The 24471-nt window shown below is 66.6% G+C and carries 25 protein-coding genes; 23 read left to right on the plus strand and 2 right to left on the minus strand.

Translation table 11 applies throughout. The annotated features are described in order from the left end of the window. Window positions 1–4 precede the first annotated feature (4 nt). Genes cyoC through GGR89_RS07570 form a run of 5 tightly spaced genes read left to right on the plus strand, consistent with a single transcriptional unit; the run spans window position 5 to window position 3501 of the window. Entirely contained in the window at window positions 5–631 is a 627-nt protein-coding gene (gene cyoC, locus GGR89_RS07550; RefSeq protein WP_125974399.1) for a cytochrome o ubiquinol oxidase subunit III, read from the plus strand. Then, window positions 628–1020, plus strand: coding sequence for a cytochrome o ubiquinol oxidase subunit IV (cyoD, locus tag GGR89_RS07555; RefSeq protein ID WP_125974397.1), 393 nt, complete (start codon window positions 628–630; stop codon window positions 1018–1020). The genes cyoC and cyoD overlap by 4 nt, the downstream gene beginning before the upstream one ends. A gap of 23 nt (window positions 1021–1043) precedes the next feature. Further along, window positions 1044–1709, plus strand: coding sequence for an SURF1 family protein (locus GGR89_RS07560; protein WP_125974395.1), 666 nt, complete (start codon window positions 1044–1046; stop codon window positions 1707–1709). After that, window positions 1706–2977 (plus strand): ATP-binding protein, encoded by a 1272-nt coding sequence (locus tag GGR89_RS07565; RefSeq protein ID WP_125974393.1) that lies wholly within the window; start codon window positions 1706–1708, stop codon window positions 2975–2977. The genes GGR89_RS07560 and GGR89_RS07565 overlap by 4 nt, the downstream gene beginning before the upstream one ends. Next, on the plus strand, window positions 2974–3501 hold the full coding sequence (locus GGR89_RS07570; protein ID WP_125974391.1) for a response regulator transcription factor: 528 nt from the start codon (window positions 2974–2976) through the stop codon (window positions 3499–3501). Before GGR89_RS07565 ends, GGR89_RS07570 begins: the two co-directional genes overlap by 4 nt. Before the next feature lie 9 nt (window positions 3502–3510). Here the strand turns inward: GGR89_RS07570 and GGR89_RS07575 are convergent, their stop codons facing one another. After that, entirely contained in the window at window positions 3511–4746 is a 1236-nt protein-coding gene (locus GGR89_RS07575) for a TetR/AcrR family transcriptional regulator (RefSeq protein WP_125974389.1), read from the minus strand. Window positions 4747–4885: 139 nt separating this feature from the next. On the opposite strand from GGR89_RS07575, the gene GGR89_RS07580 reads away from it, so the two are divergent. The 5 genes from GGR89_RS07580 (at window position 4886) to manD (ending at window position 10421) form a co-directional block, all read left to right on the plus strand. Continuing rightward, a complete protein-coding gene (locus GGR89_RS07580) occupies window positions 4886–6169 on the plus strand; it encodes an acyl-CoA dehydrogenase family protein (protein WP_125974387.1) in 1284 nt (427 codons plus the stop codon). Between the two features lie 9 nt (window positions 6170–6178). Continuing rightward, window positions 6179–7264: a Zn-dependent alcohol dehydrogenase gene (locus GGR89_RS07585; RefSeq protein WP_125974385.1), complete on the plus strand. Its 1086-nt coding sequence runs from the start codon at window positions 6179–6181 to the stop codon at window positions 7262–7264. After that, on the plus strand, window positions 7261–8277 hold the full coding sequence (locus GGR89_RS07590; RefSeq protein WP_125974383.1) for a phosphotransferase family protein: 1017 nt from the start codon (window positions 7261–7263) through the stop codon (window positions 8275–8277). The genes GGR89_RS07585 and GGR89_RS07590 overlap by 4 nt, the downstream gene beginning before the upstream one ends. Further along, the gene (locus GGR89_RS07595) at window positions 8274–9071 is read left to right on the plus strand and encodes an SDR family NAD(P)-dependent oxidoreductase (protein ID WP_125974381.1); all 798 of its coding nucleotides are present in this window, start codon (window positions 8274–8276) and stop codon (window positions 9069–9071) included. The genes GGR89_RS07590 and GGR89_RS07595 overlap by 4 nt, the downstream gene beginning before the upstream one ends. Before the next feature lie 141 nt (window positions 9072–9212). Then, entirely contained in the window at window positions 9213–10421 is a 1209-nt protein-coding gene (gene manD, locus GGR89_RS07600) for a D-mannonate dehydratase ManD (protein ID WP_125974379.1), read from the plus strand. Between the two features lie 100 nt (window positions 10422–10521). Here manD and GGR89_RS07605 read toward each other — a convergent pair whose 3' ends face one another. Further along, window positions 10522–11145, minus strand: coding sequence for a class I SAM-dependent methyltransferase (locus GGR89_RS07605; RefSeq protein ID WP_125974377.1), 624 nt, complete (start codon window positions 11143–11145; stop codon window positions 10522–10524). A gap of 206 nt (window positions 11146–11351) precedes the next feature. Here GGR89_RS07605 and GGR89_RS07610 point away from each other — a divergent pair, with 206 nt between their 5' ends. The 13 genes from GGR89_RS07610 (at window position 11352) to fabZ (ending at window position 24456) form a co-directional block, all read left to right on the plus strand. After that, window positions 11352–12080 carry a phosphatidylserine decarboxylase gene (locus GGR89_RS07610; RefSeq protein WP_125974375.1) on the plus strand — a complete coding sequence of 243 codons (729 nt, stop codon included), beginning with the start codon at window positions 11352–11354 and terminating at the stop codon, window positions 12078–12080. Then, window positions 12077–12901, plus strand: a complete 825-nt coding sequence (pssA, locus tag GGR89_RS07615) for a CDP-diacylglycerol--serine O-phosphatidyltransferase (RefSeq protein ID WP_125974373.1) — start codon at window positions 12077–12079, stop codon at window positions 12899–12901. Before GGR89_RS07610 ends, pssA begins: the two co-directional genes overlap by 4 nt. Window positions 12902–13336: 435 nt before the next feature. Continuing rightward, window positions 13337–14092 carry a 30S ribosomal protein S2 gene (gene rpsB / locus GGR89_RS07620; RefSeq protein ID WP_125974371.1) on the plus strand — a complete coding sequence of 252 codons (756 nt, stop codon included), beginning with the start codon at window positions 13337–13339 and terminating at the stop codon, window positions 14090–14092. An 82-nt stretch (window positions 14093–14174) separates the two neighbouring features. After that, entirely contained in the window at window positions 14175–15104 is a 930-nt protein-coding gene (tsf, locus tag GGR89_RS07625; protein WP_125974369.1) for a translation elongation factor Ts, read from the plus strand. 124 nt (window positions 15105–15228) lie between these two features. Beyond that, the gene (gene pyrH, locus GGR89_RS07630) at window positions 15229–15957 is read left to right on the plus strand and encodes a UMP kinase (RefSeq protein ID WP_125974367.1); all 729 of its coding nucleotides are present in this window, start codon (window positions 15229–15231) and stop codon (window positions 15955–15957) included. A gap of 33 nt (window positions 15958–15990) precedes the next feature. Continuing rightward, window positions 15991–16548: a ribosome recycling factor gene (gene frr / locus GGR89_RS07635; protein ID WP_125974365.1), complete on the plus strand. Its 558-nt coding sequence runs from the start codon at window positions 15991–15993 to the stop codon at window positions 16546–16548. 108 nt (window positions 16549–16656) lie between these two features. Further along, on the plus strand, window positions 16657–17325 hold the full coding sequence (gene uppS / locus GGR89_RS07640; RefSeq protein WP_241213473.1) for a polyprenyl diphosphate synthase: 669 nt from the start codon (window positions 16657–16659) through the stop codon (window positions 17323–17325). Continuing rightward, entirely contained in the window at window positions 17322–18122 is an 801-nt protein-coding gene (locus tag GGR89_RS07645) for a phosphatidate cytidylyltransferase (protein ID WP_125974363.1), read from the plus strand. The genes uppS and GGR89_RS07645 overlap by 4 nt, the downstream gene beginning before the upstream one ends. After that, the gene (locus tag GGR89_RS07650; RefSeq protein ID WP_167712853.1) at window positions 18119–19276 is read left to right on the plus strand and encodes a 1-deoxy-D-xylulose-5-phosphate reductoisomerase; all 1158 of its coding nucleotides are present in this window, start codon (window positions 18119–18121) and stop codon (window positions 19274–19276) included. Before GGR89_RS07645 ends, GGR89_RS07650 begins: the two co-directional genes overlap by 4 nt. Continuing rightward, the gene (locus GGR89_RS07655) at window positions 19273–20406 is read left to right on the plus strand and encodes a M50 family metallopeptidase (RefSeq protein WP_125974359.1); all 1134 of its coding nucleotides are present in this window, start codon (window positions 19273–19275) and stop codon (window positions 20404–20406) included. Before GGR89_RS07650 ends, GGR89_RS07655 begins: the two co-directional genes overlap by 4 nt. Window positions 20407–20474: 68 nt before the next feature. Continuing rightward, on the plus strand, window positions 20475–23219 hold the full coding sequence (gene bamA, locus GGR89_RS07660) for an outer membrane protein assembly factor BamA (protein WP_206434276.1): 2745 nt from the start codon (window positions 20475–20477) through the stop codon (window positions 23217–23219). Beyond that, window positions 23219–23980, plus strand: coding sequence for an OmpH family outer membrane protein (locus GGR89_RS07665; RefSeq protein ID WP_125974357.1), 762 nt, complete (start codon window positions 23219–23221; stop codon window positions 23978–23980). The genes bamA and GGR89_RS07665 overlap by 1 nt, the downstream gene beginning before the upstream one ends. Next, window positions 23977–24456, plus strand: a complete 480-nt coding sequence (gene fabZ / locus GGR89_RS07670) for a 3-hydroxyacyl-ACP dehydratase FabZ (protein ID WP_125974354.1) — start codon at window positions 23977–23979, stop codon at window positions 24454–24456. Before GGR89_RS07665 ends, fabZ begins: the two co-directional genes overlap by 4 nt. The last annotated feature ends 15 nt before the right edge of the window (window positions 24457–24471 follow it).

Raw genomic sequence — 24471 nt, forward strand, 5'->3', positions numbered from 1 at the left:
CGCGATGAGCGCCACGACCGTACCGACGGGCGATATCCCCGTCTTCTACCAGCTCGAGGAGGAGCATCACGAACCCGGCGGCAGCACGCTGCTCGGCTTCTGGATGTACCTGATGAGCGACTGCCTCATCTTCGCGATGCTCTTCGCGGCCTGGGGCGTCTATGGTACCAGTTATGCGGGAGGTCCCACCTCCCGCGAGCTGTTCGAGCTGCCGCTGGTGGCGGTGAACACGGCGATGCTGCTGTTCTCGTCGATCACCTATGGCTTCGCGATGATCGCCATGCAGGAACAGCGCAAGGGCGCCGTCCAGGCCTGGCTGCTGCTGACCGCGCTGTTCGGCGCCGCCTTCCTCGGCATCGAGCTCTACGAATTCTCGAACCTGATCCATGAAGGTGCGGGTCCGTGGCGCTCAGCGTTCCTGTCCTCGTTCTTCACCCTAGTGGGCACCCACGGCCTGCACGTCACCTTCGGCCTGATCTGGCTGTTCACGCTGATGGTGCAGATCGGCCGCAAGGGCCTGATCCCGGCCAATGTCCGTCGCCTGCAGTGCCTGTCGCTGTTCTGGCACTTCCTGGACGTGATCTGGATCGGCGTGTTCACCTTCGTCTATCTGTTTGGAGCCATGCGATGAGCGCGCACCCCCACAGCCACGCCGGCCAGGACCATGGTCATGGCCACGATCATGGCCATGATGCGCCGCACTCCACCCGCGGCGGCTACATCACCGGCTTCCTGCTGTCGGTCGTCCTCACCGCGATCCCGTTCGGAATCGTGATGGGCGGCTGGATCGCCGACACCCGCGTGGCGGTGGCGATCTGCGCGGCCCTGGCGATGGTGCAGATCGTCGTCCACATGATCTACTTCCTCCACATGAACAGCAAGTCGGAGCAGGGCTGGACCCTGATGGCGCTGGTGTTCACGATCATCATCATCGTCATCGCGCTCGCGGGCTCGCTGTGGGTGATGTACAACATGAACCTCAACATGATGCCCGGGATGGCTTCCGGCGCCGGCATGTGAGCCGGCCGGCTTCCCGCAACGGGATGGCGATCGCGCTGCTGCCGCTGATCGCCATCCTCCTCGGCCTTGGCATCTGGCAGGTCGAGCGGCGCGCCTGGAAGCTGGCATTGATCGACCGGGTAGAGCGGGGACTGGCCACGGCGCCGGTGCCCGCCCCCGGGCCCGCCGAATGGGCGGGCATCGATAGCGAAGCGAGCTATCGCCGCGTACGGATCACCGGCACCTATCTTCCCTGCCGCACCAAGCTGGCCCAGGCTGTCACCGAACTCGGGCCTGGCAAATGGGTGATGACTCCGCTGGTCACAGCGCGCGGCTTCACCGTCTTCGTCAATCGCGGCTTTCTGCCCGAAGGCCAGACGCTGCCCGACTGCATCACGACGAGCGTGAAGCCGGTCAGCATCTCCGGGCTTCTCCGCTTGAGCGAGCCCAAGGGCGGTTTCCTCCGTTCCAACGATCCCGCCGCCAATCGCTGGTATTCGCGCGATGTGGCTGCGATGGGGCAGGGGCTGGCGCAGCTCGCGCCCTATTTCATCGATGCCGATCGCAGCGGCGACGGCTGGCCGCGCGGCGGGATGACCGTCGTCCGCTTCAGCAACAACCATCTCGTCTATGCGCTGACCTGGTTCGGCCTGGCGCTGCTGACCGCCTGGTTTGCCTGGCGGGCGTGGCGCGGGCGCGGAGCCGCATGACCACGGCGACGCCGGAGGACGCCGCCCGCCGCAACCTGCTGCTGCTGGTCCAGCTGCGCTGGCTGGCGGTGCTGGGGCAGCTGACCACGATCCTCGGCGTCCATCTCGTCTTCAATGTCCGGCTGCCGCTGGTGCCGATGCTCATTACGGTGGGCGTGCTGGTCTCGCTCAACCTGGCGATGTACCCGGCACGCGCACTGCGCCCCGCAACCAATGCGCAGGTGATGGCCGGGCTGCTGGTCGACGTGAGCTGCCTCACCATGCTGCTCTACCTGAGCGGCGGCGCGACCAACCCCTTCGTCTCGCTCTACCTGCTGCAGGTGGTGCTCGGCGCGGTGCTGCTGGAGACCGCTTCCAGCTGGGCGCTGGTCTTCCTCACCAGCGCGGCCTTCGCGTTCCTGGCGGTCGTGCACCGCCCACTCCCTTTGCCGCCGATGCTTTCCACGTCGCTGTCGGGCGCGTTCCTGTTCGCCTTGTGGTTCAACTACACGCTCACCGCGACGCTGATCGTCCAGTTCGTCACCCGCATCGCCCGTAACCTGCGCGATCGCGATGCGCGCCTCGCCGAATTGCGCCAGCGCGCCGCCGAGGAGGAGCATATCGTCCGCATGGGGCTGCTCGCCAGCGGCGCCGCGCACGAGCTGGGCACGCCGCTCGCGTCGATCTCGGTGGCGCTGGGCGATTGGCGCGCGGACCGGAAGATCGCCAAGGACCCGCAGCTCAGCGCCGAAGTGGCGGACATGCAGGCCGAGGTGGCGCGCTGCAAGGCGATCGTCGCCGGCATCCTCTTCGCCGCGGGCGAGATCAGCGGCGAGGCACCCGAGCGCACCACGCTGCGCCGCTTCGTCACGGGGCTGGTGGAAGCCTGGCCGCGCAACGACAATGTGATCCTCGACTATCGCCTGGGCAGCGACCTGCCGATCGTCGCCGATCGCGCGCTCGGCCAGTCGATCGTCAATCTCCTCGACAATGCGGTCGAAGCGGGGGCGACTCGCATCCGGTTGTCGGTCGGCCAGGACGAGGATGTGCTGGTCCTGTCCGTCCGCGATGACGGCCGCGGTTTCCCCGAAGAGATCCTGCCGCGCATCGGCGATCCCTATAACAGCAGCAAGGGCCGGCAGGGCGCGGGTCTGGGGCTGTTCCTGACCCACAATGTGCTGCGAACGCTCGGCGGAACGCTGACTGCGCGCAATCGCGAGCCCGGCGGGGCCGAGGTGCTGCTCCGGGTGCCCCAGGCGGCGCTCGCACTTGAGGATGAAGCCGAATGACCGCGCACAAATTGTTGATCGTAGAGGATGATGCGGTGTTCGCGCGGACGCTGGGGCGCTCGTTCGAACGGCGCGGCTACACGGTCGAGCTGCGCAACGGGCCTGAGGATCTGGAGCCGCTCGCACGGGCGTTCGCGCCCGATCGCGCCGTCGTCGACCTGCGGCTCGGCGGCAGGTCGGGGCTGGTCTGCGTCAAGCAGCTGCACGAGATCGATCCCACGATGCGGATTGTCGTCCTCACCGGCTTTGCCAGCATCAGCACCGCGGTCGAGGCAGTGAAGCTCGGCGCCACCAACTATCTGATGAAGCCGGCCAATACCGACGATATCGAGGCGGCGTTCGACCGCGTCGACGGCGATGTCGATGCCGAGCTCAAGGCGCGGCCGACCTCGATCAAGACGCTCGAATGGGAGCACATCCACCAGACGCTGGCGGATACCAACTACAATCTCTCCGAAGCGGCGCGGCGGCTGGGGCTCCACCGCCGGACGCTGGCCCGAAAGCTGGACAAGAAGCACCTCTGACGGGCGTCGTCAGCTCTCCAGCACCCGATCGTCGAACAGGCCATAGGCGAGGGTGGAGGCATAGAAGGCCACCGCCCGCTCGCGCGGCATCGTGCCGGCCCATTTGCGCATGTCGAACGCGGCATTCTGCAGCGCCATCAGCGCCTGGCTGGCGACCAGCGGGTCGATCGGGCGGATCGTGCCCTCGGCGATGCCGTCGGACAGCATGCCCGCGAAGCGCCGCGCGATGCGGTTCGACCGATCGAGCATCGTGTTGCGGACATGCGGCGGCAGGCCGGACAGCGCGGTGGTGCGCAAGAGGGGGCCGCGCTCGGAAAACTGATAGTCGAGCAGCGTCGCCAGCGTGCTCTCGATCCGCTGCCACTGGTTGCCGGCATGGCCCTCGGCCAGCCTTTGCGCATCGGCGAGGATGTCGAAGCTGCGCTTGTAGCAGGCAATCACCAGATCGTCCTTGGCGTCGAGATGGTGGTAGAAGCTGCCCTTGGTGACGTTGAGCTCGGAGGCGATGCGCTGCACCGAGGCGCCGCGATAGCCGAGCTCGTTGATCAGCCTGGTAGCCGCCAGCAGGAATGCCTCGCGGCCGGGCTCCGGCTCGTCATGGACCAGCTCGAACAGCTCGGGTGACCAGCGCTGCCCCGGCGCGGCCATGCCGTGGCGGAACACGTCCATCAGCCGCGCCTCGACCCGCGGATATTCGTCGATCTCGTAGCGCGTGATCCAGGCGTTCAGCCAGAAACTGTTCTCGAGCAGCACATGCGCGCGGGCGCCGCGCAGGTCGGTCTCGGCGCGGCTGCCGTCGCTGCCCCACAGGCTGCGGGTCTTGCGGAAGACGTTCCGCCAGCCCGCCATCAGCTTGCCCTTGAGCGGCTCCTCCATCGCGCGAAGGTCCGACAGCATCGCCACGGCCTGTTCCTCGCCCCGCCCGATCCGTGCCAGCCGCTCCATGTTGATGGCGAGGAACCGCGCAACGCGCGCCTCGGGCGTGGGCTCCGCCAGCGCCTCATCGAGGATGTCGTGCAGCCAGGCGAGTGTCTGCTCGAACGCGGCGGCGGCGAGGTCTTCCTTGCGCTTGAAATAATAGGTGACCGAGGTGGTGTTGAGCCCCACGCGCCGCGCGACGTCGGCGAAAGTCATGCCCTTCGCGCTCTGCTCGTTGATCGCGGCGGCGGCGGCGGCCAGGATGGCGTCGCGCTTGGCCTGGAACCGCTTGGTGTTGGTGGTCTCGGTCTTGGGCGGCGATTGCATCCCCCCAGCTTAGCCGTTTCCGTGGCGCGCCCAAATGGTTTTTTGATCTCGGTATGCGGTAATTTGATCGGGCGGTGCCCTTTACCGAATATCGGGTACGGGCTAGGCTGCCGCCAAAGATTGACAGGAGAGCGATGCCATGGACTTCACGCTGAACGCGCGCGAAACCCATTTCCGCGATCGGGTGAAGGCCTTCATGGACGCCGAGATCCGCCCGCGCGAGGCCGAGTATCGCGCCGCCGCTGCGGCGGGCGAGCGCTGGTCGGTCAATCCCGTGCTGGAGGACGTCAAGGCGCGCGCCAAGGCGGCGGGGCTGTGGAATTTCTTCATGCCGCCCCAGTCCGGCCGCCCCCATGTCGATGACAGCTTCGTCTTCGAGGGCGAGCAGCTCACCAATCTGGAATATGCGCTGTGCGCCGAGGAGATGGGTCGGGTTGGCTGGGCATCCGAGGTGTTCAACTGCTCCGCGCCCGATACCGGCAACATGGAAGTGCTCCACCGCTACGGCACGCGCGCGCAGAAGGATGCGTGGCTGGCGCCGCTGATGCGCGGCGAGATCCGCTCGGCCTTCCTGATGACCGAGCCCGCGGTCGCCTCGTCCGACGCCACCAATATCGAGACGCGGATCGAGCGCGACGGCGATCACTATGTGATCAACGGTCGGAAATGGTGGTCCTCGGGCGCGGGCGATCCGCGCTGCAAGATCGCCATCCTGATGGGCAAGACCGATTTCGGCGCCGCCAAGCACGCCCAGCAGAGCATGATCCTGGTGCCGCTCGACACGCCGGGCGTGACCATCGAGCGGATGCTCTCGGTGTTCGGGTACGACCACGCGCCGCATGGCCATGCCGAGATCGTGCTGCGCGACGTGCGCGTGCCGGCGGAGAATCTGCTGCTCGGCGAAGGCCGCGGCTTCGAGATTGCGCAAGGCCGGCTCGGACCCGGGCGCATCCACCATTGCATGCGGACCATCGGGGTTGCGGAAGAGGCGATCGGGGCGATGGCGAAGCGCCTCGTCAGCCGCGTTGCCTTCGGCAAGCGCATCGCGGACCATTCAATCTGGGAGCAGCGCATCGCCCGCGCGCGGATCGATATCGAGATGACGCGGCTGCTGTGCCTCAAGGCGGCGGACATGATGGACAAGGCCGGCAACAAGGCCGCGCAGCTCGAGATCGCGATGATCAAGGTGCAGGCGCCCGCCATGGCGCTGCAGATCCTCGACGACGCGATCCAGGCGCATGGCGGGGCAGGGGTGAGCGACGATTTCGACCTCGCGCACAATTGGGGCAGCGTCCGGACGCTGCGGCTGGCGGACGGCCCGGACGAGGTCCATGCCCGCGCGATCGCCCGCGCCGAGTTCGGCAAATATGCCGCGTTCGAGGCGGACCGCGCCTCTTCCGGCGATCTTGGCGTGAGCCGGTAGGAGGGCGGCATGAAGGCAGCCGTCCTGCTCGAGGCCAAGACCCCGCTCGCGATCGAGGAGGTCCAGGTTTCCAAGCCTGGCCCCCGCGAAGTGCTGATCCGCACCGCCGCGGTAGGGGTGTGCCGATCCGACCTGCACTTCGTCGACGGCGCCTTCCCGCACCCGGTGCCGACGGTGCCGGGGCACGAGGCGGCAGGCGTGGTCGAGGCGGTCGGCTCGGATGTCGCGCATCTGCGTCCGGGCGATCACGTCATCACCTTCCTCACCGCCTTTTGCGGCTCGTGTGAGTATTGCGTGACCGGTCGGCCTTCGCTCTGTGTCGATCCGTCGACACGGCGGCCTGCCGATGCCGAGCCGCGGCTGAAGCTCGCCGATGGCAGGCCGCTCGCGCCGTTCCTCAACCTCTCCGCCTTCGCCGAGATGATGCTGGTGCACGAAAATGCCTGCGTCGCGATTGCCAAGGACATGCCGCTGGATCGCGCCGCGCTGCTCGGCTGCGCGGTGATCACCGGCGCGGGCTCCATCTTCAACGACAGCCGGTTGCGCCCCGGCGAGAGTGTCGCGGTGATCGGCGCGGGCGGGATCGGGCTCGCTGCGATCAACGCCGCCAAGATCGCCGGCGCCGGCCAGATCCTCGCGCTCGATCCGGTGGCCGAGAAGCGCGCGCTGGCCGAGAAGATGGGGGCGACCCATATGCTCGATCCCACGAACGAGGGTGTCGCCAAGCAAGTGCTCGCGCTGACCGGCGGCGGGGTCCACTATGCGATCGAGGGCGTCGGAAGGCCGGCAACGGCGGAGCTTGCCTGGCAGATCCTGCGGCGTGGCGGCACGGCGACAATCCTTGGGATGATCGCACCGGGCCAGAGCGTCAGCCTGCCGGGCCATACCTTCCTCACCGGCAAGAAGATCCAGGGCTCGCTGCTTGGCAGCACGCGCTTCCCGATCGACATGCCGCGGCTGGTGCAACTCTATCTGGACGGCAAGCTCGACCTCGACACGATGGTCGCGGAGCGCATTGGCCTGTCCCAGGTCAACGATGCGCTGGAGAAATTGCGGCAAGGCACGAGCGTTCGCTCGGTGATTACCTTCGCATGAGCGACCTCGACGAAACCCGCCTCGCCGCCTGGGCCTCGGCGCAGGTGCCCGGCTTCACCGGTCCGGTTACCGTCACCAAGTTCCCAGGAGGGCAGAGTAACCCGACCTATCGCGTTGAAAGTACGAGCGGTGCCTATGTCCTCCGTCGCAAACCGTTTGGAACGATCCTGCCCTCCGCCCACGCGGTCGAGCGCGAATATCGGCTGATCGCCGCGCTGCATCCCGCCGGCTTCCCCGTCGCGCGGCCCTATGCCCTGTGCGAGGACCGGCAGGTGATCGGCGCGCCTTTCTACCTGATGGAGATGGTCGAGGGGCGAACCTTCTGGGACGGGTCGTTGCCGGAGATGGCGCCGGCGGCGCGCACCGCGATCTACGAGGCGATCGTCGACACGCTGGCGGCGCTGCATCGGATCGACCCGGAGACGGTCGGCCTAGGCGACTATGGCAGGCCGGGCAATTATTTCGCCCGCCAGGTCGAACGGTGGACCCGCCAGTATCGCGCCAGCCAGACCGACGATCTGCCCGAGGTGGAATCGCTGATCGACTTCCTGCCGCGGACGGTGCCGCCGCAGACCCAGACCAGCATCGTCCATGGCGATTATCGCATCGACAACATGATCTTCGCCGCCGACCGGCCGCAGGTGCTGGCGGTGCTCGACTGGGAGTTGTCGACGCTCGGCGATCCGCTCGCCGATTTCTCCTATTTCCTGATGAACTGGGTGACCGAGCCGGAGGGCCGATCGGGCGTGAAGGGGCTGGCGGGGCCGGAGACGGGCATCCCGACGATCGAGGCAATGGTCGCGCGCTACTGCGCCGCGACCGGGCGCGACGGCGTGCCCGATCTCGACTGGTACTTCGCCTACAACCTGTTCCGCCTGACCGGCATCGTCCAGGGGATCAAGAAGAGGATGCTCGACGGCAATGCCTCGAGCACGCAGGCGGCCAACACGGTCGAGCGACTACCGGGGCTGGCGTCGGCGGCGTGGCATTTCGCGCAAAGGGCAGGGGAATGAGCGGCGGGTTCGATTTCACCGGCAAGGTCGCGGTGGTGACGGGTGCCGCCTCCGGCATCGGGCGAGCAACGGTTCGTGCCTTCGCGGCGCGCGGCGCGAAAGTGGTTGCGGCCGATCGCGACGCTGGCGTTCACGAGACGATTGCCGGGCTGGATGAGGCACTGGCGGTCGAGATCGATGCAGCCGATGAGAGCGACGTGCGGCGCCTTATTAAGAATACATGCGAACAATTCGGCGGAATCGACATCTTCTACGCCAATGCCGGCATCTCCGGTGGCACCGCAGGGATTTTCGACGCTGACGTAGCACTTTGGACGGAAGTGCTGCGCGTCAATCTCATCGGCCCCGCCCTCGCCATCAAGCACGTCGCGCCGCGGATCGTCGAGCGCGGCGGCGGGGCGATTCTGTGTACGGCAAGCGTCGCGGGGCTTCGTTCGGGAGCAGGCGGCACGCCCTATTCGGCGTCCAAGGCGGGGGTGATCAACCTGGTGCAGAGCGCCGCACAGCAACTCGCCACCTCGGGCGTGCGGGTCAACGCGATCTGCCCCGGGCTGATCGAGACCGGCATGACCCAGCGCGCGTTCGATTATGCGCGCGAGCAGGGCAAGGAAGAGAAGCTGGGCCAGCTCAATCCATTGCGACGCGCGGGGCGGCCCGAGGAAATCGCGCAGGTGGCGCTGTTCCTCGCGTCCGACGCGGCGAGCTATGTCAACGGGCAGGCGATTGCGGTCGATGGCGGGCTTAGCAGCAGCCATCCGGTCACGCGCCAGGTGTACGGCAAGCCGGCATTCTGAGCGGCGATATAGCCCTTCGCCGTTGAGGAAAATTTCAGCCTGTCGCCCCTACGGTATGCCCCGGAGGTCTGGCCAATCCCTTGACATGGGCGCGCGGATTGGTCAGGCCAGCGGCAACAAACAGCCTATAGAGGTAGCTCGATGAAGATCGTCTCGGCCAAGGTTATCGTAACTTGCCCCGGCCGCAATTTCGTGACGCTGAAGATCCACACCGATCAGGGCGTCTACGGCATCGGCGACGGCACCCTCAACGGCCGCGAACTGGCGGTGGTCTCGTATCTCGAGGACCACGTCATCCCCTGCCTGATCGGCATGGACCCGCGCCGGATTGAGGATATCTGGCAGTATCTCTATCGTGGTGCCTATTGGCGCCGCGGCCCGGTGACGATGCGCGCGATCGCCGCGGTCGACATGGCGCTGTGGGACATCAAGGGCAAAATGGCCGGCATGCCGGTCTACCAGCTGCTCGGCGGCCGCAGCCGCGACGGCGTGATGGTCTATGGCCATGCCAATGGCGCCGATATCGATCAGACCGTCGATGCGGTCGGCAAATATATCGATCTCGGCTACAAGGCGATCCGCGCGCAGACCGGCGTGCCGGGCATCAAGGATGCCTACGGCGTCGGCCGCGGCACCATGTATTACGAGCCCGCCGATGCGGCTTTGCCCTCGGTCACCGGTTGGGACACGCGCAAGGCGCTCAACTATGTGCCCAAGCTGTTCGAGAAGCTGCGCGCGACCTATGGCTTCGACCATCACCTGCTGCATGACGGCCACCATCGCTACACGCCGCAGGAAGCCGCCAACCTCGGCAAGATGCTCGAGCCCTACCAGCTGTTCTGGCTGGAGGACGTGACGCCGGCCGAGAACCAGGAAGCGTTCAAGCTGATCCGCCAGCACACCGTCACGCCGCTGGCGGTGGGCGAGATCTTCAACACGATCTGGGACGCCAAGGACCTGATCCAGAACCAGCTGATCGACTATCTGCGCGCGACCGTGGTCGGCGCCGGCGGCCTGACGCATCTGCGTCGCCTGGCGGATCTCGCCAGCCTCTATCAGATCCGCACCGGCTGCCATGGCGCGACCGACCTGTCGCCGGTGACGATGGGCTGCGCGCTCCATTTCGACACCTGGGTCCCGAATTTCGGCATCCAGGAATATATGCGCCACTCCGAAGAGACCGATGCGGTGTTCCCGCACGATTATCACTTCGACAAGGGCTATCTGTTCTGCGGCGAGGCGCCGGGCCACGGCGTCGACATCGACGAGGAACTGGCGGCGAAATATCCGTACAAGCCGGCCTATCTGCCGGTCGCCCGCCTCGAAGACGGGACGATGTGGAACTGGTAAGCCGAGCCGGGGCGGCGCTGTCGTCGCCCCGCTGCCTCGACCAAGAAAAAGGCGACTATGGAACCCCATGGCCGCCTTTTTTCATATCCTGTGGGAGGGTTCAGTCCTTCCAGGCCCACCAGAGCTGGGCGGGCGGGATGTTCCACCATTCCATCTCGTGCTCGATATGGTCCCAGTGCGGGGTCAGGAAGTTCCGGACATTGGGATTGTACTGATAGACGAGGAACGCGCCGCCCGGCCGGAGGATGTCGCGCGTCGCCTTGGCGATCGCGTCGCCGACGCCGTCCGGCAGAGTCGAGAAGGGCAGGCCCGAGGCGATGTAATCCGCCTGCTCGAAGCCGTTGTCGCGCACGATCTTCTGCACTTCGGCCGCCGAGCCGAGCACCGCGACGAAGCGCGGATCGTCGATCGACTGGCGCAGATAGCGGATGAAATCGGGGTTGGTATCGATCACGATCAGCTTACCATCGGGGCCTAGCCGATCGAGGATCGGGCGGCTGAAGGTGCCGACGCCCGGTCCATATTCGACGAACAACCTGGTGTTCGCCCAGTCGACCTTGCTCAGCATGCGGCGAATCAGCCGCCCCGAGGACTGGGCGACCGCGCCGACCATCACCGGGCGCTTGAGGAACTGCTGCAGGAAGAACATCGTCGGCGAGGGCACACCGGCCGGACGGGTGCGACGGGCACTCCGGCGTTTCGCGGTGGCGGTCGAAGGGGGCATGGGCTTCCTTACGAAAATATGACGCTTCGGGACTTCGGTTGCGCAAATTCCGGCGGATATGCAAGCGACCGTCGTCGAAAAGCATCCCGATCCTGGCCACGGCAACAACGCCGGAGAGCCGCTTTGTTGCCCGGATTTTCTCTGCGCAGGGGGCTGCATGCAGGAGTGTCTAGGAAATCGGCTGCCGCGCGGGTACACCTGCGGCCATGACATCGCTCGACAAGCCTCCGGTCGGTACCTCGACGGTGAAGTGGCGTTTTCCCGATATCCACCCCGAAGGCCGCAAATATGTGCTGATCGTCGCCGCGGTCGCGCTGCTGAGCCTGTGGGTGTGGGACGTCCTCACCTGGCCGCTGCTGTTCCTCACGCTCGGCATCGCCGCTTTTTTCCGCGATCCCGTCCGGGTGACCCCGGTGGAGGAGGGGGTGCTCGTCGCTCCCGCCGACGGGCTCGTCACGATGATTCAGCGCATGCCCTTGCCCCCCGAACTTGCCGGCCCGCACGCACTCGGCAGCGCGCCGATGGTGCGCGTGTCGATCTTCATGAGCGTGTTCGACGTGCATGTGAACCGCACGCCCATCACCGGAACGATCCGGCACGTCATCTACATCTCGGGCAAGTTCATGAATGCGGATCTCGACAAGGCCAGCGACGAGAATGAGCGCCAGCACATGGTGGTCGAGGATCGCGACGGGTTGCGCATCGGCTTTACCCAGATCGCCGGGTTCGTCGCGCGGCGCATCGTTGCCTTCGTCAAGCCGGGCGACATGGTCGTCGCCGGCCAGCGCATCGGCCTGATCCGCTTCGGCAGCCGGGTCGATATCTTCCTGCCCGAGGACTATGGCGCGCAGGTCGTCCTTGGCCAGCGTACCATCGCCGGCGAGACGATCATCGCTCGCCGCGGCATCCAGAATCTTGCCGGGGTAGCACAATGAGTGATCGTCGCCCGCGCATCGGGCGCGGGTTGGGCCGCAGGCCGGCGCTGCCGCGCGGCATCCCGCTGCGCGCGGTGCTGCCGAACGCGGTAACCGCACTGGCGCTCTGCTCCGGCCTCACCGGCATTCGTTTCGCCATCCTCGGCAACTGGGAAGCCGCGGTGCTGATGGTGCTCGCCGCCGCGGTGCTCGACGGCATCGACGGGCGTATCGCCAGGCTGGTGCGCGCCGAGAGCCGCTTCGGCGCCGAACTCGACAGCCTGTCCGACGCGATCTCGTTCGGCGTCGCGCCAGCGCTGATCCTGTATCTCTGGTCGCTCCAGGCGCTGGGGCGCTTCGGCTGGCTCGTCGCGCTGCTCCACGCGCTGTTCTGCGCGCTGCGGCTCGCCCGCTTCAACGCCCAGATCGATCTCGCCGAGCAGCCGCACAAGTCGGCGGGTTTCCTCACCGGCGTTCCTGCACCGGCCGGCGCGGCGCTGGCGCTTACCCCGGTATATCTCTGGCTGTGGACCGGTGAAGCGGTCACACGCCAGCCGATCATCATCGCCGTGTGGACGGTGCTGATCGCGATCCTGATGGTCTCCAGCGTCGCGACCTTCGGCCCGAAAATCCGGCTGCGCCAGAATGTCCGATTCGAGGCAATCGCGGCACTGGTCGCGCTCGCCGCGGCGTTGGTCTCAGCGCCCTGGACGACACTGGCGATCGTGGCGATCGCCTATCTCGCCAGCATCCCGTTCAGCATCCGGTCCTACCGCCGGATCAGGCGGCTGCGCGCTGCGGGTGGAGACGCGGCATCCGCGCCGGGACCGATCGTACCCTGACGCGCGACAGGCGCGGCGAGGGAGCGGGAAGAGCGACCGGCCGCGCCATGCCGAACAATTCGGCGAAGCGATGCAGTTGCGGATGAATGCTTGCGTAGAGCGTCCAGACGGCGGCCGTGAACGCCGACCCGAACAGAAAAAAGACAGCGAATCCAGTCATTACCCGGCTCCCGATCTTCAACGCCGATCCCAGCGGAACCCAAGAACCTCGAACCACCGAGACTCCCGCCTGTTCCATCAATCGCGTTCTGATCGCTGTATGTTCCATTCTTGTTCCAACGTCAAGCGATGTTCCGATAATGTTCCAGCTTGTGTCCGCCCGCGCAATCGACTAAGCGGCCCGCCTCAACCCCGCATGGGAAGCATCATAACCCGGTGTTCGGAGCAATTCCGAATTCCCGCTTCCCAGAGGACCAACCGGAAGGAGTTATCCCTATGGCGGCACCCGTCGTCACCATGCAGCAGCTGCTCGAATCGGGCGCGCACTTCGGTCACCAGACCCATCGCTGGAACCCGAAGATGAAGCCCTACATCTTCGGTGAGCGCAACGGCGTTCACATTATCGACCTGTCGCAGACCGTTCCGCTGTTCGCCCGCGCGCTCGAGTTCGTCAGCTCGACCGTCGCTGCCGGCGGCAAGGTGCTGTTCGTCGGCACCAAGCGCCAGGCGCAGGAGCCGATCGCCGACGCCGCGCGTCGTGCGGGCCAGCACTTCGTCAACCACCGCTGGCTGGGCGGCATGCTCACCAACTGGAAGACCATCAGCAACTCGATCAAGCGCCTCAAGACGCTCGAAGAGCAGCTGTCGGGCGACACGCACGGCCTCACCAAGAAGGAAGTGCTGCAGCTCACCCGTGAGCGCGACAAGCTCGAGCTCTCGCTCGGCGGCATCCGCGACATGGGCGGCATTCCCGACATCATGTTCGTGATCGACGCGAACAAGGAAGAGCTGGCGATCAAGGAAGCCAACACGCTCGGCATCCCCGTCGTCGCGGTCCTCGACTCGAACGTTTCGCCGGACGGCATCGCGTTCCCGGTCCCGGGCAACGACGACGCCAGCCGCGCCATCCGCCTCTACTGCGAAGCGATCGCCATCGCCGCGACCCGTGGCGGCCGCGAGGCGCTGATGCAGCAGGGCTATGACTTCGGTGCCGCCGAGCAGCCGCCGGTCGAGGAAGCCGTCGAAGGCTGATCGCCCGCGTCATCGAACCGTAATCGGGGCGGGGCAGGGCGCACGCACTGCTCCGCCCGACTTTTAACTGAGGAATAGAGACATGGCCGAGATCACTGCAGCCGCCGTCAAGGAACTCCGCGAGAAGAGCGGCGCCGGCATGATGGATTGCAAGAAGGCGCTCTCCGAGACCAACGGTGACATGGAAGCCGCGGCCGACTGGCTGCGTGCCAAGGGCCTCGCCGCTGCCGCCAAGAAGTCGAGCCGCACCGCGGCCGAGGGTCTGGTCGGCCTGGCGGTTGCCGGCACCAAGGGCGTCGCCGTCGAGGTCAACTCGCAGACCGACTTCGTCGCCAAGAACGAGATCTTCCAGAACTTCGTCCGCGAGACCACCGCGCTGGCGCTGGAAGCCGGTGACGATATCGCCGCGATCAAGGGCGCGAAGATGGAGTCGGGCCAGACCGTCGACGAGACGCTGACCGCCAACATCGCCACGATCGGCGAGAACCAGGTGCTGCGTCGCGCCAAGAAGGTCGAAGTCGCCAAGGGCGCGGTGATCCCGTACGTCCACAATGCGGCGGCCCCGGGCCTCGGCAAGATCGGCGTGCTCGTCGCGCTCGAATCGGAAGCCGGTGTCGACGTGCTCGAGCCGCTCGGCAAGCAGCTGGCGATGCACATCGCCGCCGCCTTCCCGCTGGCGCTAGACGAGAGCGGCCTGGACCAGGACGTGCTCGCCCGCGAGCGCGCGATCGCGGCCGAAAAGGCCTCCGAGAGCGGCAAGCCGGCCGAGATCATCGAGAAGATGGTGGATGGCGCGGTGAAGAAGTTCGCCAAGGAAAACGCCCTGCTGAGCCAGCTGTTCGTGATGGACGGCAAGACCCCGGTGTCGGACGTCATCGCCAAGGCGGCGAAGGATTCGGGCGCGGCGATCGTGCTGAAGGACTATGTCCGCTTCCAGCTCGGCGAAGGCATCGAGAAGGAAGAGAGCGACTTCGCTGCCGAAGTGGCGGCGACCGCCGGTCTCACCAAGTAATCAGGCGCGTCGGGGCAAGGTCGTTTCGACGGCTTTTCCCCGGCATCGACGCTTGTTCGCGCGGCGCGGCTCCTCTAGGGTCCGCGCCGCTTCGCTGTCCGCTTCTCAAGATCTCAGGAAAACCATGACCGCACCGACCGTCCGCCGCATCCTTCTCAAGCTGTCGGGGGAGGTCCTGATGGGCCAGGGTCAGTTCGGCATCGATCCCGAGACCTGCGAGCGCGTCGCGCTCGAGGTGAAGGAGGCCAAGGAAAGCGGCCTCGAAATCTGCATGACCGTGGGCGGCGGCAACATCTTCCGCGGCATTGCCGGTGCAGCGCAAGGCTTCGACCGCGCCAGCGCCGATTATATGGGCATGCTCGCCACCGTGATGAACGCGCTCGCCATGCAGAACGCGCTCGAGAAGGTGGGCGTCGAGACCCGCGTCCAGTCCGCCATCCCGATGGCCAGCGTGTGCGAGCCCTATATCCGCCGCCGCGCCGAGCGCCACATGGAGAAGGGCCGCGTCGTACTGTTCGCCGCGGGCACCGGCCTGCCGTTCTTCACCACCGACACCACCGCCGCGCTGCGCGCCGCCGAGATGAAGTGCGACGCGCTGTTCAAGGGCACCTCGGTCGACGGCGTGTACGACGCCGATCCCAAGAAGGTGCCGACCGCGAAGCGCTACGAGACGCTGAGCTACGACCGCGTCCTCGCCGACAATCTGAAGGTGATGGACGCCTCGGCCGTCGCGCTGTGCCGCGACAACCATATCCCGATCGTGGTGTTCAACATCCGCGGCGAGGGGAATCTCGCCTCGGTGCTCCGGGGCGAGGGGACTTCCACCATCGTCCAGGACGCGGACGCCGCGTAACCCACTGTACCCAAGCTTCAAGGAACGCCGAAAATGGCCGCATATGACAAGGCAGATCTCGAGCGCCGCATGGCCGGCGCCGTGGAATCGCTCAAGCACGATCTGACCGGTCTCCGCACCGGCCGCGCCTCGACCACGCTGCTCGATCCGGTGACCGTCGAGGTCTATGGCTCGCACATGCCGATCACCCAGGTGGCGACCGTCTCGGCGCCCGAGCCGCGCCTGCTTTCGGTGCAGGTGTGGGACAAGTCGAACGTCGGCCCCGTCGACAAGGCGATCCGCTCGGCCGGGCTCGGCCTCAACCCCATCGTCGACGGCCAGACGCTGCGCCTGCCGATTCCCGACCTGACCGAGGAGCGCCGCAAGGAGCTCGCCAAGCTCGCCAACCAATATGCCGAAAAGGCCCGTATCGCCGCGCGCAACGTGCGTCGCGACGGCATGGACAGCCTGAAGACCGACGAGAAGAAGGGCGTGTTTGGCGAGGACGAGCGCAAGCGCCACGAGACCGAGGTCCAGAAGATCACCGACGCGACGATCGCCGAGATCGACGCGGCGGCGGCTGCCAAGGAAAAGGAAATCCTGGGCAAGTGATCCGCGCCGGGCATTCTGGTGCGGCCGAAAGGGCAGGGCGCGGTGGCCGTTAAGCTGGCCTCCGCTTCGGGCGGCGAAGCTCCGCCGCCCCGCCATGTCGCGATCATCATGGACGGCAACGGGCGCTGGGCGAAGAAGCGCCTGCTGCCCCGCGTCGCCGGCCATCGCCAGGGCGTGGAGGCGGTGCGCCGCGTCGCGCGCGCGGCGCGGTCGTTCGGCATCGAGGTGCTGACGCTCTACGCTTTCTCCTCCGAGAACTGGCGGCGCCCGGAAGAGGAAGTCGGCGCGTTGATGGGGCTGCTGCGGCAGTTCCTCGAGCGCGAGCTCGACCAGATCGTCGCCGACGGCGTCAAGCTGCGGGTGATCGGCGGCTGGCGTGAGCTCTCGCCCGATCTGGTGACGATGATCGAGGCGGCGATCGCGCGGACCGCGGTCAACACCGGGCCAACGCTGGTGCTGGCGCTCAACTATGGCGCGCAGGCCGAACTGCTCGCGGCTGCCCGGCGTCTCGCCGAGCAGGCGCGCGACGGTACGCTGGATCCCGCCGCGATCGACGAGGCGCGGTTCGAAAGCGAGCTGGAGACGGCGGGCCTGCCGCCGCTCGACCTGATGATCCGCACCTCGGGCGAGCAGCGGCTTTCCAATTTCCTGCTGTGGCAGGCGGCCTATGCCGAGCTGCTGTTCGTCGACACGCTGTGGCCCGATTTCGACGAGCGCGCGCTGGCCGACGCACTGGCTCAGTTCGGGCGGCGCCAGCGGCGCTTCGGGGGCCTGTGAGCAAGAATTCCGATCTTCCGAAACGTGCCGTCGTCGGGCTCGCGCTGGTCGGGCTCGCGCTCGCCGCGCTATGGGCGGGCGGCTGGGGCTTTTGGCTGGTCGTCACGGTGATGGCCGTGCTGATGATCGGCGAATGGGCGCTGCTGGCGCAGGACGAGCGCCAGCGCCGGCTCGCCCAATATGTGATGATGGTGCCGCTGGCGATCCTGAGCCCGGCAGCCGCCGGCCCGGGGTTTCTGGCGCTGGGGCTGGTGTTCGGCGCGTTCTTCTTCGTCGCGATCGTGACGCGGAACGCCAAGCTGGCGGCGGGGCAGGTCTATGTCGGGCTGCCGGTGCTCGCGCTGCTGCTGCTCCGCGACCATCCGCAGGGCTTTGCCGCGACGCTGTGGACGATGGCGATCGTCTGGGTGTGCGACAGCGGCGCCTATTTTGCCGGTCGCGCGATCGGTGGGCCCAAGCTCGCGCCCTCGATCAGCCCGAACAAGACCTGGGCGGGGCTGATCGGCGGGTTGGTTGCCGCGATCCTGTTCTCCGCCGGCTATGTCGCGCTGGCGCCGGGGAGCGCGATCGGCTGGTGGCTGGTCGCGGTGTCGCCGCTGGTAGCCTTCGCCTCGCAGATCGGCGACCTGTACGAGAGCCATCTCAAGCGGGTCGCGGGCGTGAAGGATTCGAGCAACCTGCTGCCCGGCCATGGCGGCATTCTCGACCGGCTCGACGGCCTTGTCTTCGCAGCCCCGGTTGCAGCTTTGTTTTTTGCGATCCATCATCAGGTGGTCGTGGGAGGATACTGGTGGTGAAGCGCGTCACGGTGTTGGGGGCGACCGGCTCGGTCGGCACCTCGACGCTGGATCTGATCGAACGAAATCCGCACGCCTTCGAAGTCGTGGCGCTGACCGCAAATTGCGATGTCGAGAAGCTGGCTGCCGCGGCGATCCGCACGCGCGCGCGCTGCGCCGTGGTCGCCGACGAGAAATGCCTGCCGGCGCTACAGGAGCGGCTGGCCGGCAGCGGTGTCGAGGCGATGGGCGGGGCGCATTCGGTGTGCGACGTGGCGCGGATGGGTGCTGACTGGACGATGGCTGCGATCGTCGGCAGCGCAGGGCTCAAGCCGGTGATGGCCGCGCTGGAGGCCGGTGGCACCGTCGCGCTCGCGAACAAGGAGTCGCTCGTCTCGGCGGGTGAGGTGATGATGGCGGCGGCCCGCGCGCATGGCGCGACGCTGCTGCCGGTCGATTCGGAGCACAATGCGGTGTTCCAGTGCCTCGATCGCACCGCGCCCAGGGGCGTCCGCCGGATCATCCTTACCGCCAGCGGTGGTCCGTTCCGCGCGACGCCGAAGGAAGCGATGCGCGACATCACCCCCGCACAGGCGGTGGCGCATCCCAACTGGTCGATGGGCGCCAAGATCTCGGTCGACTCCGCGACGATGATGAACAAGGGGCTCGAACTGATCGAAGCCTTCCACCTGTTCCCGGTCGCCGCCGAGCAACTGGCCGTGCTGGTCCATCGCCAATCCGTCGTCCATTCGATGGTGGAATATGTCGACGGATCGGTGCTGGCCCAGCTCGGCACGCCCGACATGCGCACGCCGATCGCCTATGCGCTGGCTTGGCCCGAGCGGATGGAGACGCTGTGCCCGCCGCTCGACCTTGCCACGGTGGGCAAGCTCGAGTTCGAAAATCCCGATCTCGATCGCTTCCCGGCGCTCGCGCTGGCGATGGAGGCATTGAAGGCGGGCGGGGCGCGTCCGGCCATTCTCAATGCCGCCAACGAAGTCGCCGTCGCGGCCTTTCTCGCCGGGCGGATCGGATTTCTTGAAATTGCCGCAATCTCTGCCGATACGCTGTCTCGCTATGACCCGGCCGCGCCGGAAACGCTCGATGCCGTGCTGGCGATCGACGCGGAGGCGCGGCTTTACGCGGCTGAGCGAGTGAAGGACTGCGTCGCTTGATCCAATCCCCCGGCATCCTGCTCACCATTCTGGCGTTCGCGCTGGTGATCGGGCCGCTCGTGTTCCTGCACGAGCTGGGACATTATCTGGCGGGCCGCCTCTTCGGGGTGAAGGCCGAGGAATTCTCGATCGGCTTCGGCCGCGAGATCGCCGGCATCACCGATCGCCGCGGCACGCGCTGGAAGTTCAGCCTGTTGCCGCTGGGCGGCTATGTCCGCTTCGCCGGCGACATGAACCCGGCGAGCCAGCCTTCGCCCGAATGGCTGCAGCTGCCGGCGAGCGAGCGCGCCAAGACCTTCCAGGCCAAGCCGCTGTGGCAGCGCGCGATCATCGTCGCCGCCGGCCCGATCATGAACTTCCTGGTGGCGATCGTCATCCTCTCGGCCTTCGCCTTCATGTTCGGCGAGAACCGCACGCCGTCGGTGATCGGCACGGTGATCGAGGGCAGCGCCGCCGCAAAGGCCGGCCTGCAGCCCGGCGACCGCATCACCGGCCTGGGCGGCCGCGCGGTCGAGACCTATGCCGACATGGTGCAGTTCACCCAGTTGCGGCCGAACGAACCCGTGCGGGTCGATTTCGTCCGTGGCGGTGCGGCGCGCAGCGTCGATGCGGTGATCGGCACGCGGCTGGAGCGCGATCGCTTCGGCAACGAATTCAAGATCGGCCAGCTCGGCATCGGCGCGGCGGGCTCGACCCAGGTGCCGGTGGGACTGCTCGAAGCCCCGCTCGTGGGCCTGCGGACCACTGCTGACATCGTCCGCATGACGGTGGACGGGCTGGGCCAGATCATCACCGGCCGCCGCTCGGTTGCCGAGCTGGGCGGGCCGCTCAAGATCGCCCAGGTTTCGGGCGAACGGCTTTCCATGGGGCCGATCGAGTTTGCCTTCCTGATCGCGCTCGTCTCCATTAATCTGGGATTCATCAACCTGTTGCCAGTTCCGGTACTGGATGGTGGTCATCTCCTGTTCTACGCCGTTGAGGCGGTCCGCCGGCGCCCGGTGGAGCCGCAGGTGATGGAATGGGCGTTCCGTGGCGGCATGCTGGCAGTTCTTGCCCTGATGCTGTTCGTGACGCTCAACGATCTGGGCGCTTTCGGTGTGTGGAGGCATCTGGCCGGCTTGATCGGCTAAGGGGGTTCGTGCAGGGCGGCACTATGCCGCGCGCGTTCCGGCAATATTTGGATTCCGACTGGGGTGGGATGGTGACTGCGATCAAGGCAAGCAATTTGGGCGCGCGGGCGACGGCTACGCTGTTGGCAGGGACGATCCTGTCGGGCGTGGTAGCGCCGGCAGAGGCGCAGACCGCGGCGAAGCCCGCGGCGCCGGCGGCCCAGCCCCAGGCTGCACCCGCTCCGGCGACGCCGGCGGTGGTGCGCACGATCAAGTCGCTGCGGGTGGAAGGCTCGCAGCGCATCGAGCCGGAGACGGTGCTCAGCTACACGCGCCTGCGCGTGGGCGACAGCTATACCAACGAGACGATCGACCAGGCGATCAAGGACCTGCTCGCCTCGGAACTGCTCGCCGACGTGGCGATCGAAGGCGTCGAGGACGGCAACCTGGTGCTCCGCATCCGCGAGAACCCGGTGATCAACCGCGTGGTGTTCGAAGGCAACAAGCGGCTGAAGCAGGACAAGATCGACAAGGAGATCAAGCTCAAGCCGCGTCAGATCTTCACCCGCACCGCGGTGCGCGCCGACATCGCGCGGATCATCGAGCTGTATCGCCGCCAGGGCCGTTTCGCCGCGCGCGTCGAGCCGAAGATGGTCAGCCTCGACCAGAACCGCGTCGACGTGATCTTCGAGATCCACGAGGGCGCGAAGTCCAAGGTCCGCCAGATCAACATCATCGGCAACGAGGTGTTCGGCGACAAGAAGCTGCGCGCGCAGATGGCGACCAAGGTGGCCAGCCTGTCGCACTTCCTCAGCTCGAACACGTCTTACGACCAGGATCGCCTGGCCTATGACCAGCAGAAGCTGCGCCAGTTCTACCTGACCGAGGGCTATGCCGATTTCCGCGTGATCTCGGCGGTGGCCGAGCTGACGCCGGACAAGAAGGACTTCATCATCACCTATGTGGTGGAGGAAGGCCCTCGCTACAAATTCGGCCCGGTGACGGTCGACAGCGCGATCCGCGACTTCGATGACAAGAAGCTCGCCGCGGCACTGCCGATCAAGGAAGGCCAGTGGTATAACGCCAAGGCCGTCGAGGACACGGTCGAGCAGCTGAGCGAGACCGCCGGCCTGTTCGGCTATGCCTTTGCCGATGTTCGCCCCGACTTCCAGCGCAACAAGGATGCGCTGACGATGTCGATGAACTTCCACATCGGCGAGGCGAACCGCACCTATATCGAGCGGGTCGAGATCACCGGCAACCGCCAGACGCAGGACAAGGTGATCCGCCGCGAAATGCGCGTGGCCGAGGGCGACGCCTTCAACACCTTCCTGGTCAAGCGCTCGCAGGACCGCATCAACAGCTTGGGCTATTTCCAGGACAAGTTCGAGATCGAGCGCAAGGAAGGCTCGGCGCCCGACCGCATCGTGCTCGGCGCGAACGTGGAAGAGAAGCCGAACGGCGAACTGACCCTGTCGGCGGGCTTCTCGAGCCTCGAGCGCTTCATCCTCCAGGCCTCGATCCGCCAGCGCAACTTCCGCGGCATGGGCCAGACGGCGAGCATCTCGGCCGACTATTCGAGCTATTCGAAGTCGGTGGAACTGGGCTTCACCGAGCCCTATCTGTTCGACAGCAACATCGCGCTGGGTGCGACGATCTTCCGTCGCGACTATAACTCGTTCAACTATCTCGGCACCAACCGCAACACTACCTATCGCCAGGTGTCGACCGGCTTCCAGCTGGTCGCGGGTCTGCCGCTGACCGAATACTGGACGCTGTCCGGCCGCTATTATCTGGCCAAGGACGACGTCACGCTCGACCAGGCGACCTTCTACACCAACGGCCAGTGCGATCCGTTCAAGGCCGGCCGCTATTATTGCGAAGCGGTGGGCAATCGCCTGACCTCGCTGGTCGGCCTGTCGCTGATCTATGACAGCCTCAACAGCCGCCTGCGCCCGACGCGCGGCCAGCGCATCTCGTTCGGTGCCGACGTGGCCGGGCTGGGCGGCGACGTCCGGTACGTTCGCGGACGGGTCGACGGCGCGAAATATTGGGGCCTCGGCAGCGGCTTCGTCTTCTCGGTCACCGGCGAGGGCGGCGTGATCAAGAGCCTCGACGGCACTGAGGTCCGCATCACCGATCGCTTCTACCTCGGCGAGCCGCAGTTCCGCGGCTTCGACATTCGCGGCGTCGGCCCGCGCGTGCAGCGCTACCAGTATAGCGGCGACCCGCTGGCCGGCACCCAGGCGCTGATCACCAACCGCGACCAGGTCATCGACGACGCGCTCGGCGGCAAGGCCTATTACCTGACCAAGGCGGAGCTCGAGCTGCCGCTCGGCTCGGGTGCGGCTGAGCTGGGCCTGCGCCCGTCCATCTATGTCCAGATGGGCTCGCTGTTCTCGATCCGTCAGCCGACCACGAACAACTATTTCACCCAGGCGACCGACGCCTCGGGTAAGAAGCTGTTCAATGCCGACGGTTCCCCGACGCTGCTGGTGAAGCAGGATCCAGTGTTCGACAGCGCGGGCAACCCGCTCTACACGGTGAGCTCGGGAACCAACCAGGGCCTGCTGACGCGCTGCACCGTCGGCTATGCCGCGGGCACGACCGACGCCTGCGCCGGCACCTCGGTCAACACGCAGTATTTCACCTCGACCTCGCCTTTCTACGAGGCCTATCGCGGCAGCACCGCGTCGCCGCGCATCTCGGTGGGTGTCGGCGTCAACTGGAATTCGCCCTTCGGCCCGCTGCGCATCGACCTTGCCAAGGCGATCGTCAGCCAGCCCGGCGACGACAAGAAGCTCATCACTTTCAACGTAGGGACTCAGTTCTAATGACGAAGAACCGTGTATTCGCGGCGGCGCTCGCCGCCTCCGCGGCGATGGCCGTCGCTGCGCCGGCCTCGGCGCAGGTCGCCGGCATCGCCACCATCAACACGATGGAGGTGATCACCCGCGCCAAGGCGTTCACCACCGCCGAGAGCCAGCTGGACACCACCTACAAGCCGGTGCGCGACCAGATCCAGGCCCGCCAGACCAAGTTCCAGACCGACGCCCGTGCGCTGATCGCCACGATCGACACCAACAAGGACGGCCAGGTTTCGGAAGCCGAAGAGCAGGCCGCGGCTGCGCGCAAGGATCCGAACTACACCCAGCTGATGACCCTGCAGAACCAGGCGAACGAGGAAATCCAGAAGCTGCAGATGCCGTCGATCCTGGCGGAGCTGTTCGCGTTCGAGAAGATCCTGGCGCTGTATGACGCGGCGCAGATGTCGGTCGTCAACGCCCGCAAGGTCAACGTGATCCTGCAGCCGGAAGCGATCGTCTACGCCCCCGACGCGGTGGACATCAGCGACGCCGTCGTCGCCGAGCTCGACAAGACCCCGACCGTCGCGATCACCCCGCCGGCCAACTGGCAGCCGCAGCAGCGCACCGTGCAGTTCCAGCAGCAGGTGAACGAGCTGAAGCGTCGCGCCTATCAGCTCGCCGCCGCCCGCGCGCAGCAGCAACAGCAGCAGGGTGCCGCCGCGGCACCGGGTGCCGCCCGGCCGGCCGCCGCCCCGGCGACCAAGCCGGCCAAGCCCGAACCGCGGTGAGCGGGGGAGAGCAGGGGGGCAGCAACATCGGTCCGCTCGATATCGGGCGGGTGATGGCGGCGCTGCCCCACCGCTATCCGATGCTGCTGGTCGACCGGGTGGAGGAGCTGATCCTCCACAAGTCGATCGTGGCGGTGAAGGCGGTGACGATCAACGAGGCCTTTTTCCAGGGCCATTTCCCCGGTCGGCCGATCATGCCGGGCGTGCTCATCGTCGAGGCGCTCGCCCAGGCGTCGGGCGTGCTGGCGGTCGAGTCGATGGAACTCGGCGGCTCGGGCAAGCTGGTCTACTTCATGGCGATCGACAACGTGAAGTTCCGCAAGCCGGTGGAGCCGGGAGTGCTGCTCAAGCTGCACGTCGAGTTCGTGCAGAAGCGCTCGCGCGTCAGCAAGTTCGCCGGCAAGGCGCTGATCGACGGCGAAGTGGCGGCGGAATGCGAATTCACCGCGATGATAGCCGATCCGCCCGCCACGTGATCGAGACCAGGGCCG

The sequence above is a fragment of the Sphingomonas trueperi genome (assembly GCF_011927635.1).
GTDB classification, from domain to species: Bacteria; Pseudomonadota; Alphaproteobacteria; order Sphingomonadales; family Sphingomonadaceae; genus Sphingomonas; species Sphingomonas trueperi.

What these genes read in the sequence shown, in the direction of transcription:
- GGR89_RS07575 (WP_125974389.1), bottom strand. Translation starts at nt 4,746, where the DNA reads ATGCAATCGCCGCCCAAGACCGAGACCACCAACACCAAGCGGTTCCAG.
- cyoC (WP_125974399.1), top strand. Translation starts at nt 5, where the DNA reads ATGAGCGCCACGACCGTACCGACGGGCGATATCCCCGTCTTCTACCAG.
- GGR89_RS07605 (WP_125974377.1), bottom strand. Translation starts at nt 11,145, where the DNA reads ATGCCCCCTTCGACCGCCACCGCGAAACGCCGGAGTGCCCGTCGCACC.
- bamA (WP_206434276.1), top strand. Translation starts at nt 20,475, where the DNA reads ATGGTGACTGCGATCAAGGCAAGCAATTTGGGCGCGCGGGCGACGGCT.
- manD (WP_125974379.1), top strand. Translation starts at nt 9,213, where the DNA reads ATGAAGATCGTCTCGGCCAAGGTTATCGTAACTTGCCCCGGCCGCAAT.
- GGR89_RS07595 (WP_125974381.1), top strand. Translation starts at nt 8,274, where the DNA reads ATGAGCGGCGGGTTCGATTTCACCGGCAAGGTCGCGGTGGTGACGGGT.
- uppS (WP_241213473.1), top strand. Translation starts at nt 16,657, where the DNA reads ATGGACGGCAACGGGCGCTGGGCGAAGAAGCGCCTGCTGCCCCGCGTC.
- rpsB (WP_125974371.1), top strand. Translation starts at nt 13,337, where the DNA reads ATGGCGGCACCCGTCGTCACCATGCAGCAGCTGCTCGAATCGGGCGCG.
- GGR89_RS07590 (WP_125974383.1), top strand. Translation starts at nt 7,261, where the DNA reads ATGAGCGACCTCGACGAAACCCGCCTCGCCGCCTGGGCCTCGGCGCAG.
- GGR89_RS07565 (WP_125974393.1), top strand. Translation starts at nt 1,706, where the DNA reads ATGACCACGGCGACGCCGGAGGACGCCGCCCGCCGCAACCTGCTGCTG.
- GGR89_RS07580 (WP_125974387.1), top strand. Translation starts at nt 4,886, where the DNA reads ATGGACTTCACGCTGAACGCGCGCGAAACCCATTTCCGCGATCGGGTG.
- GGR89_RS07610 (WP_125974375.1), top strand. Translation starts at nt 11,352, where the DNA reads ATGACATCGCTCGACAAGCCTCCGGTCGGTACCTCGACGGTGAAGTGG.
- pssA (WP_125974373.1), top strand. Translation starts at nt 12,077, where the DNA reads ATGAGTGATCGTCGCCCGCGCATCGGGCGCGGGTTGGGCCGCAGGCCG.
- cyoD (WP_125974397.1), top strand. Translation starts at nt 628, where the DNA reads ATGAGCGCGCACCCCCACAGCCACGCCGGCCAGGACCATGGTCATGGC.
- frr (WP_125974365.1), top strand. Translation starts at nt 15,991, where the DNA reads ATGGCCGCATATGACAAGGCAGATCTCGAGCGCCGCATGGCCGGCGCC.
- pyrH (WP_125974367.1), top strand. Translation starts at nt 15,229, where the DNA reads ATGACCGCACCGACCGTCCGCCGCATCCTTCTCAAGCTGTCGGGGGAG.
- GGR89_RS07560 (WP_125974395.1), top strand. Translation starts at nt 1,044, where the DNA reads ATGGCGATCGCGCTGCTGCCGCTGATCGCCATCCTCCTCGGCCTTGGC.
- GGR89_RS07585 (WP_125974385.1), top strand. Translation starts at nt 6,179, where the DNA reads ATGAAGGCAGCCGTCCTGCTCGAGGCCAAGACCCCGCTCGCGATCGAG.
- GGR89_RS07665 (WP_125974357.1), top strand. Translation starts at nt 23,219, where the DNA reads ATGACGAAGAACCGTGTATTCGCGGCGGCGCTCGCCGCCTCCGCGGCG.
- tsf (WP_125974369.1), top strand. Translation starts at nt 14,175, where the DNA reads ATGGCCGAGATCACTGCAGCCGCCGTCAAGGAACTCCGCGAGAAGAGC.
- GGR89_RS07570 (WP_125974391.1), top strand. Translation starts at nt 2,974, where the DNA reads ATGACCGCGCACAAATTGTTGATCGTAGAGGATGATGCGGTGTTCGCG.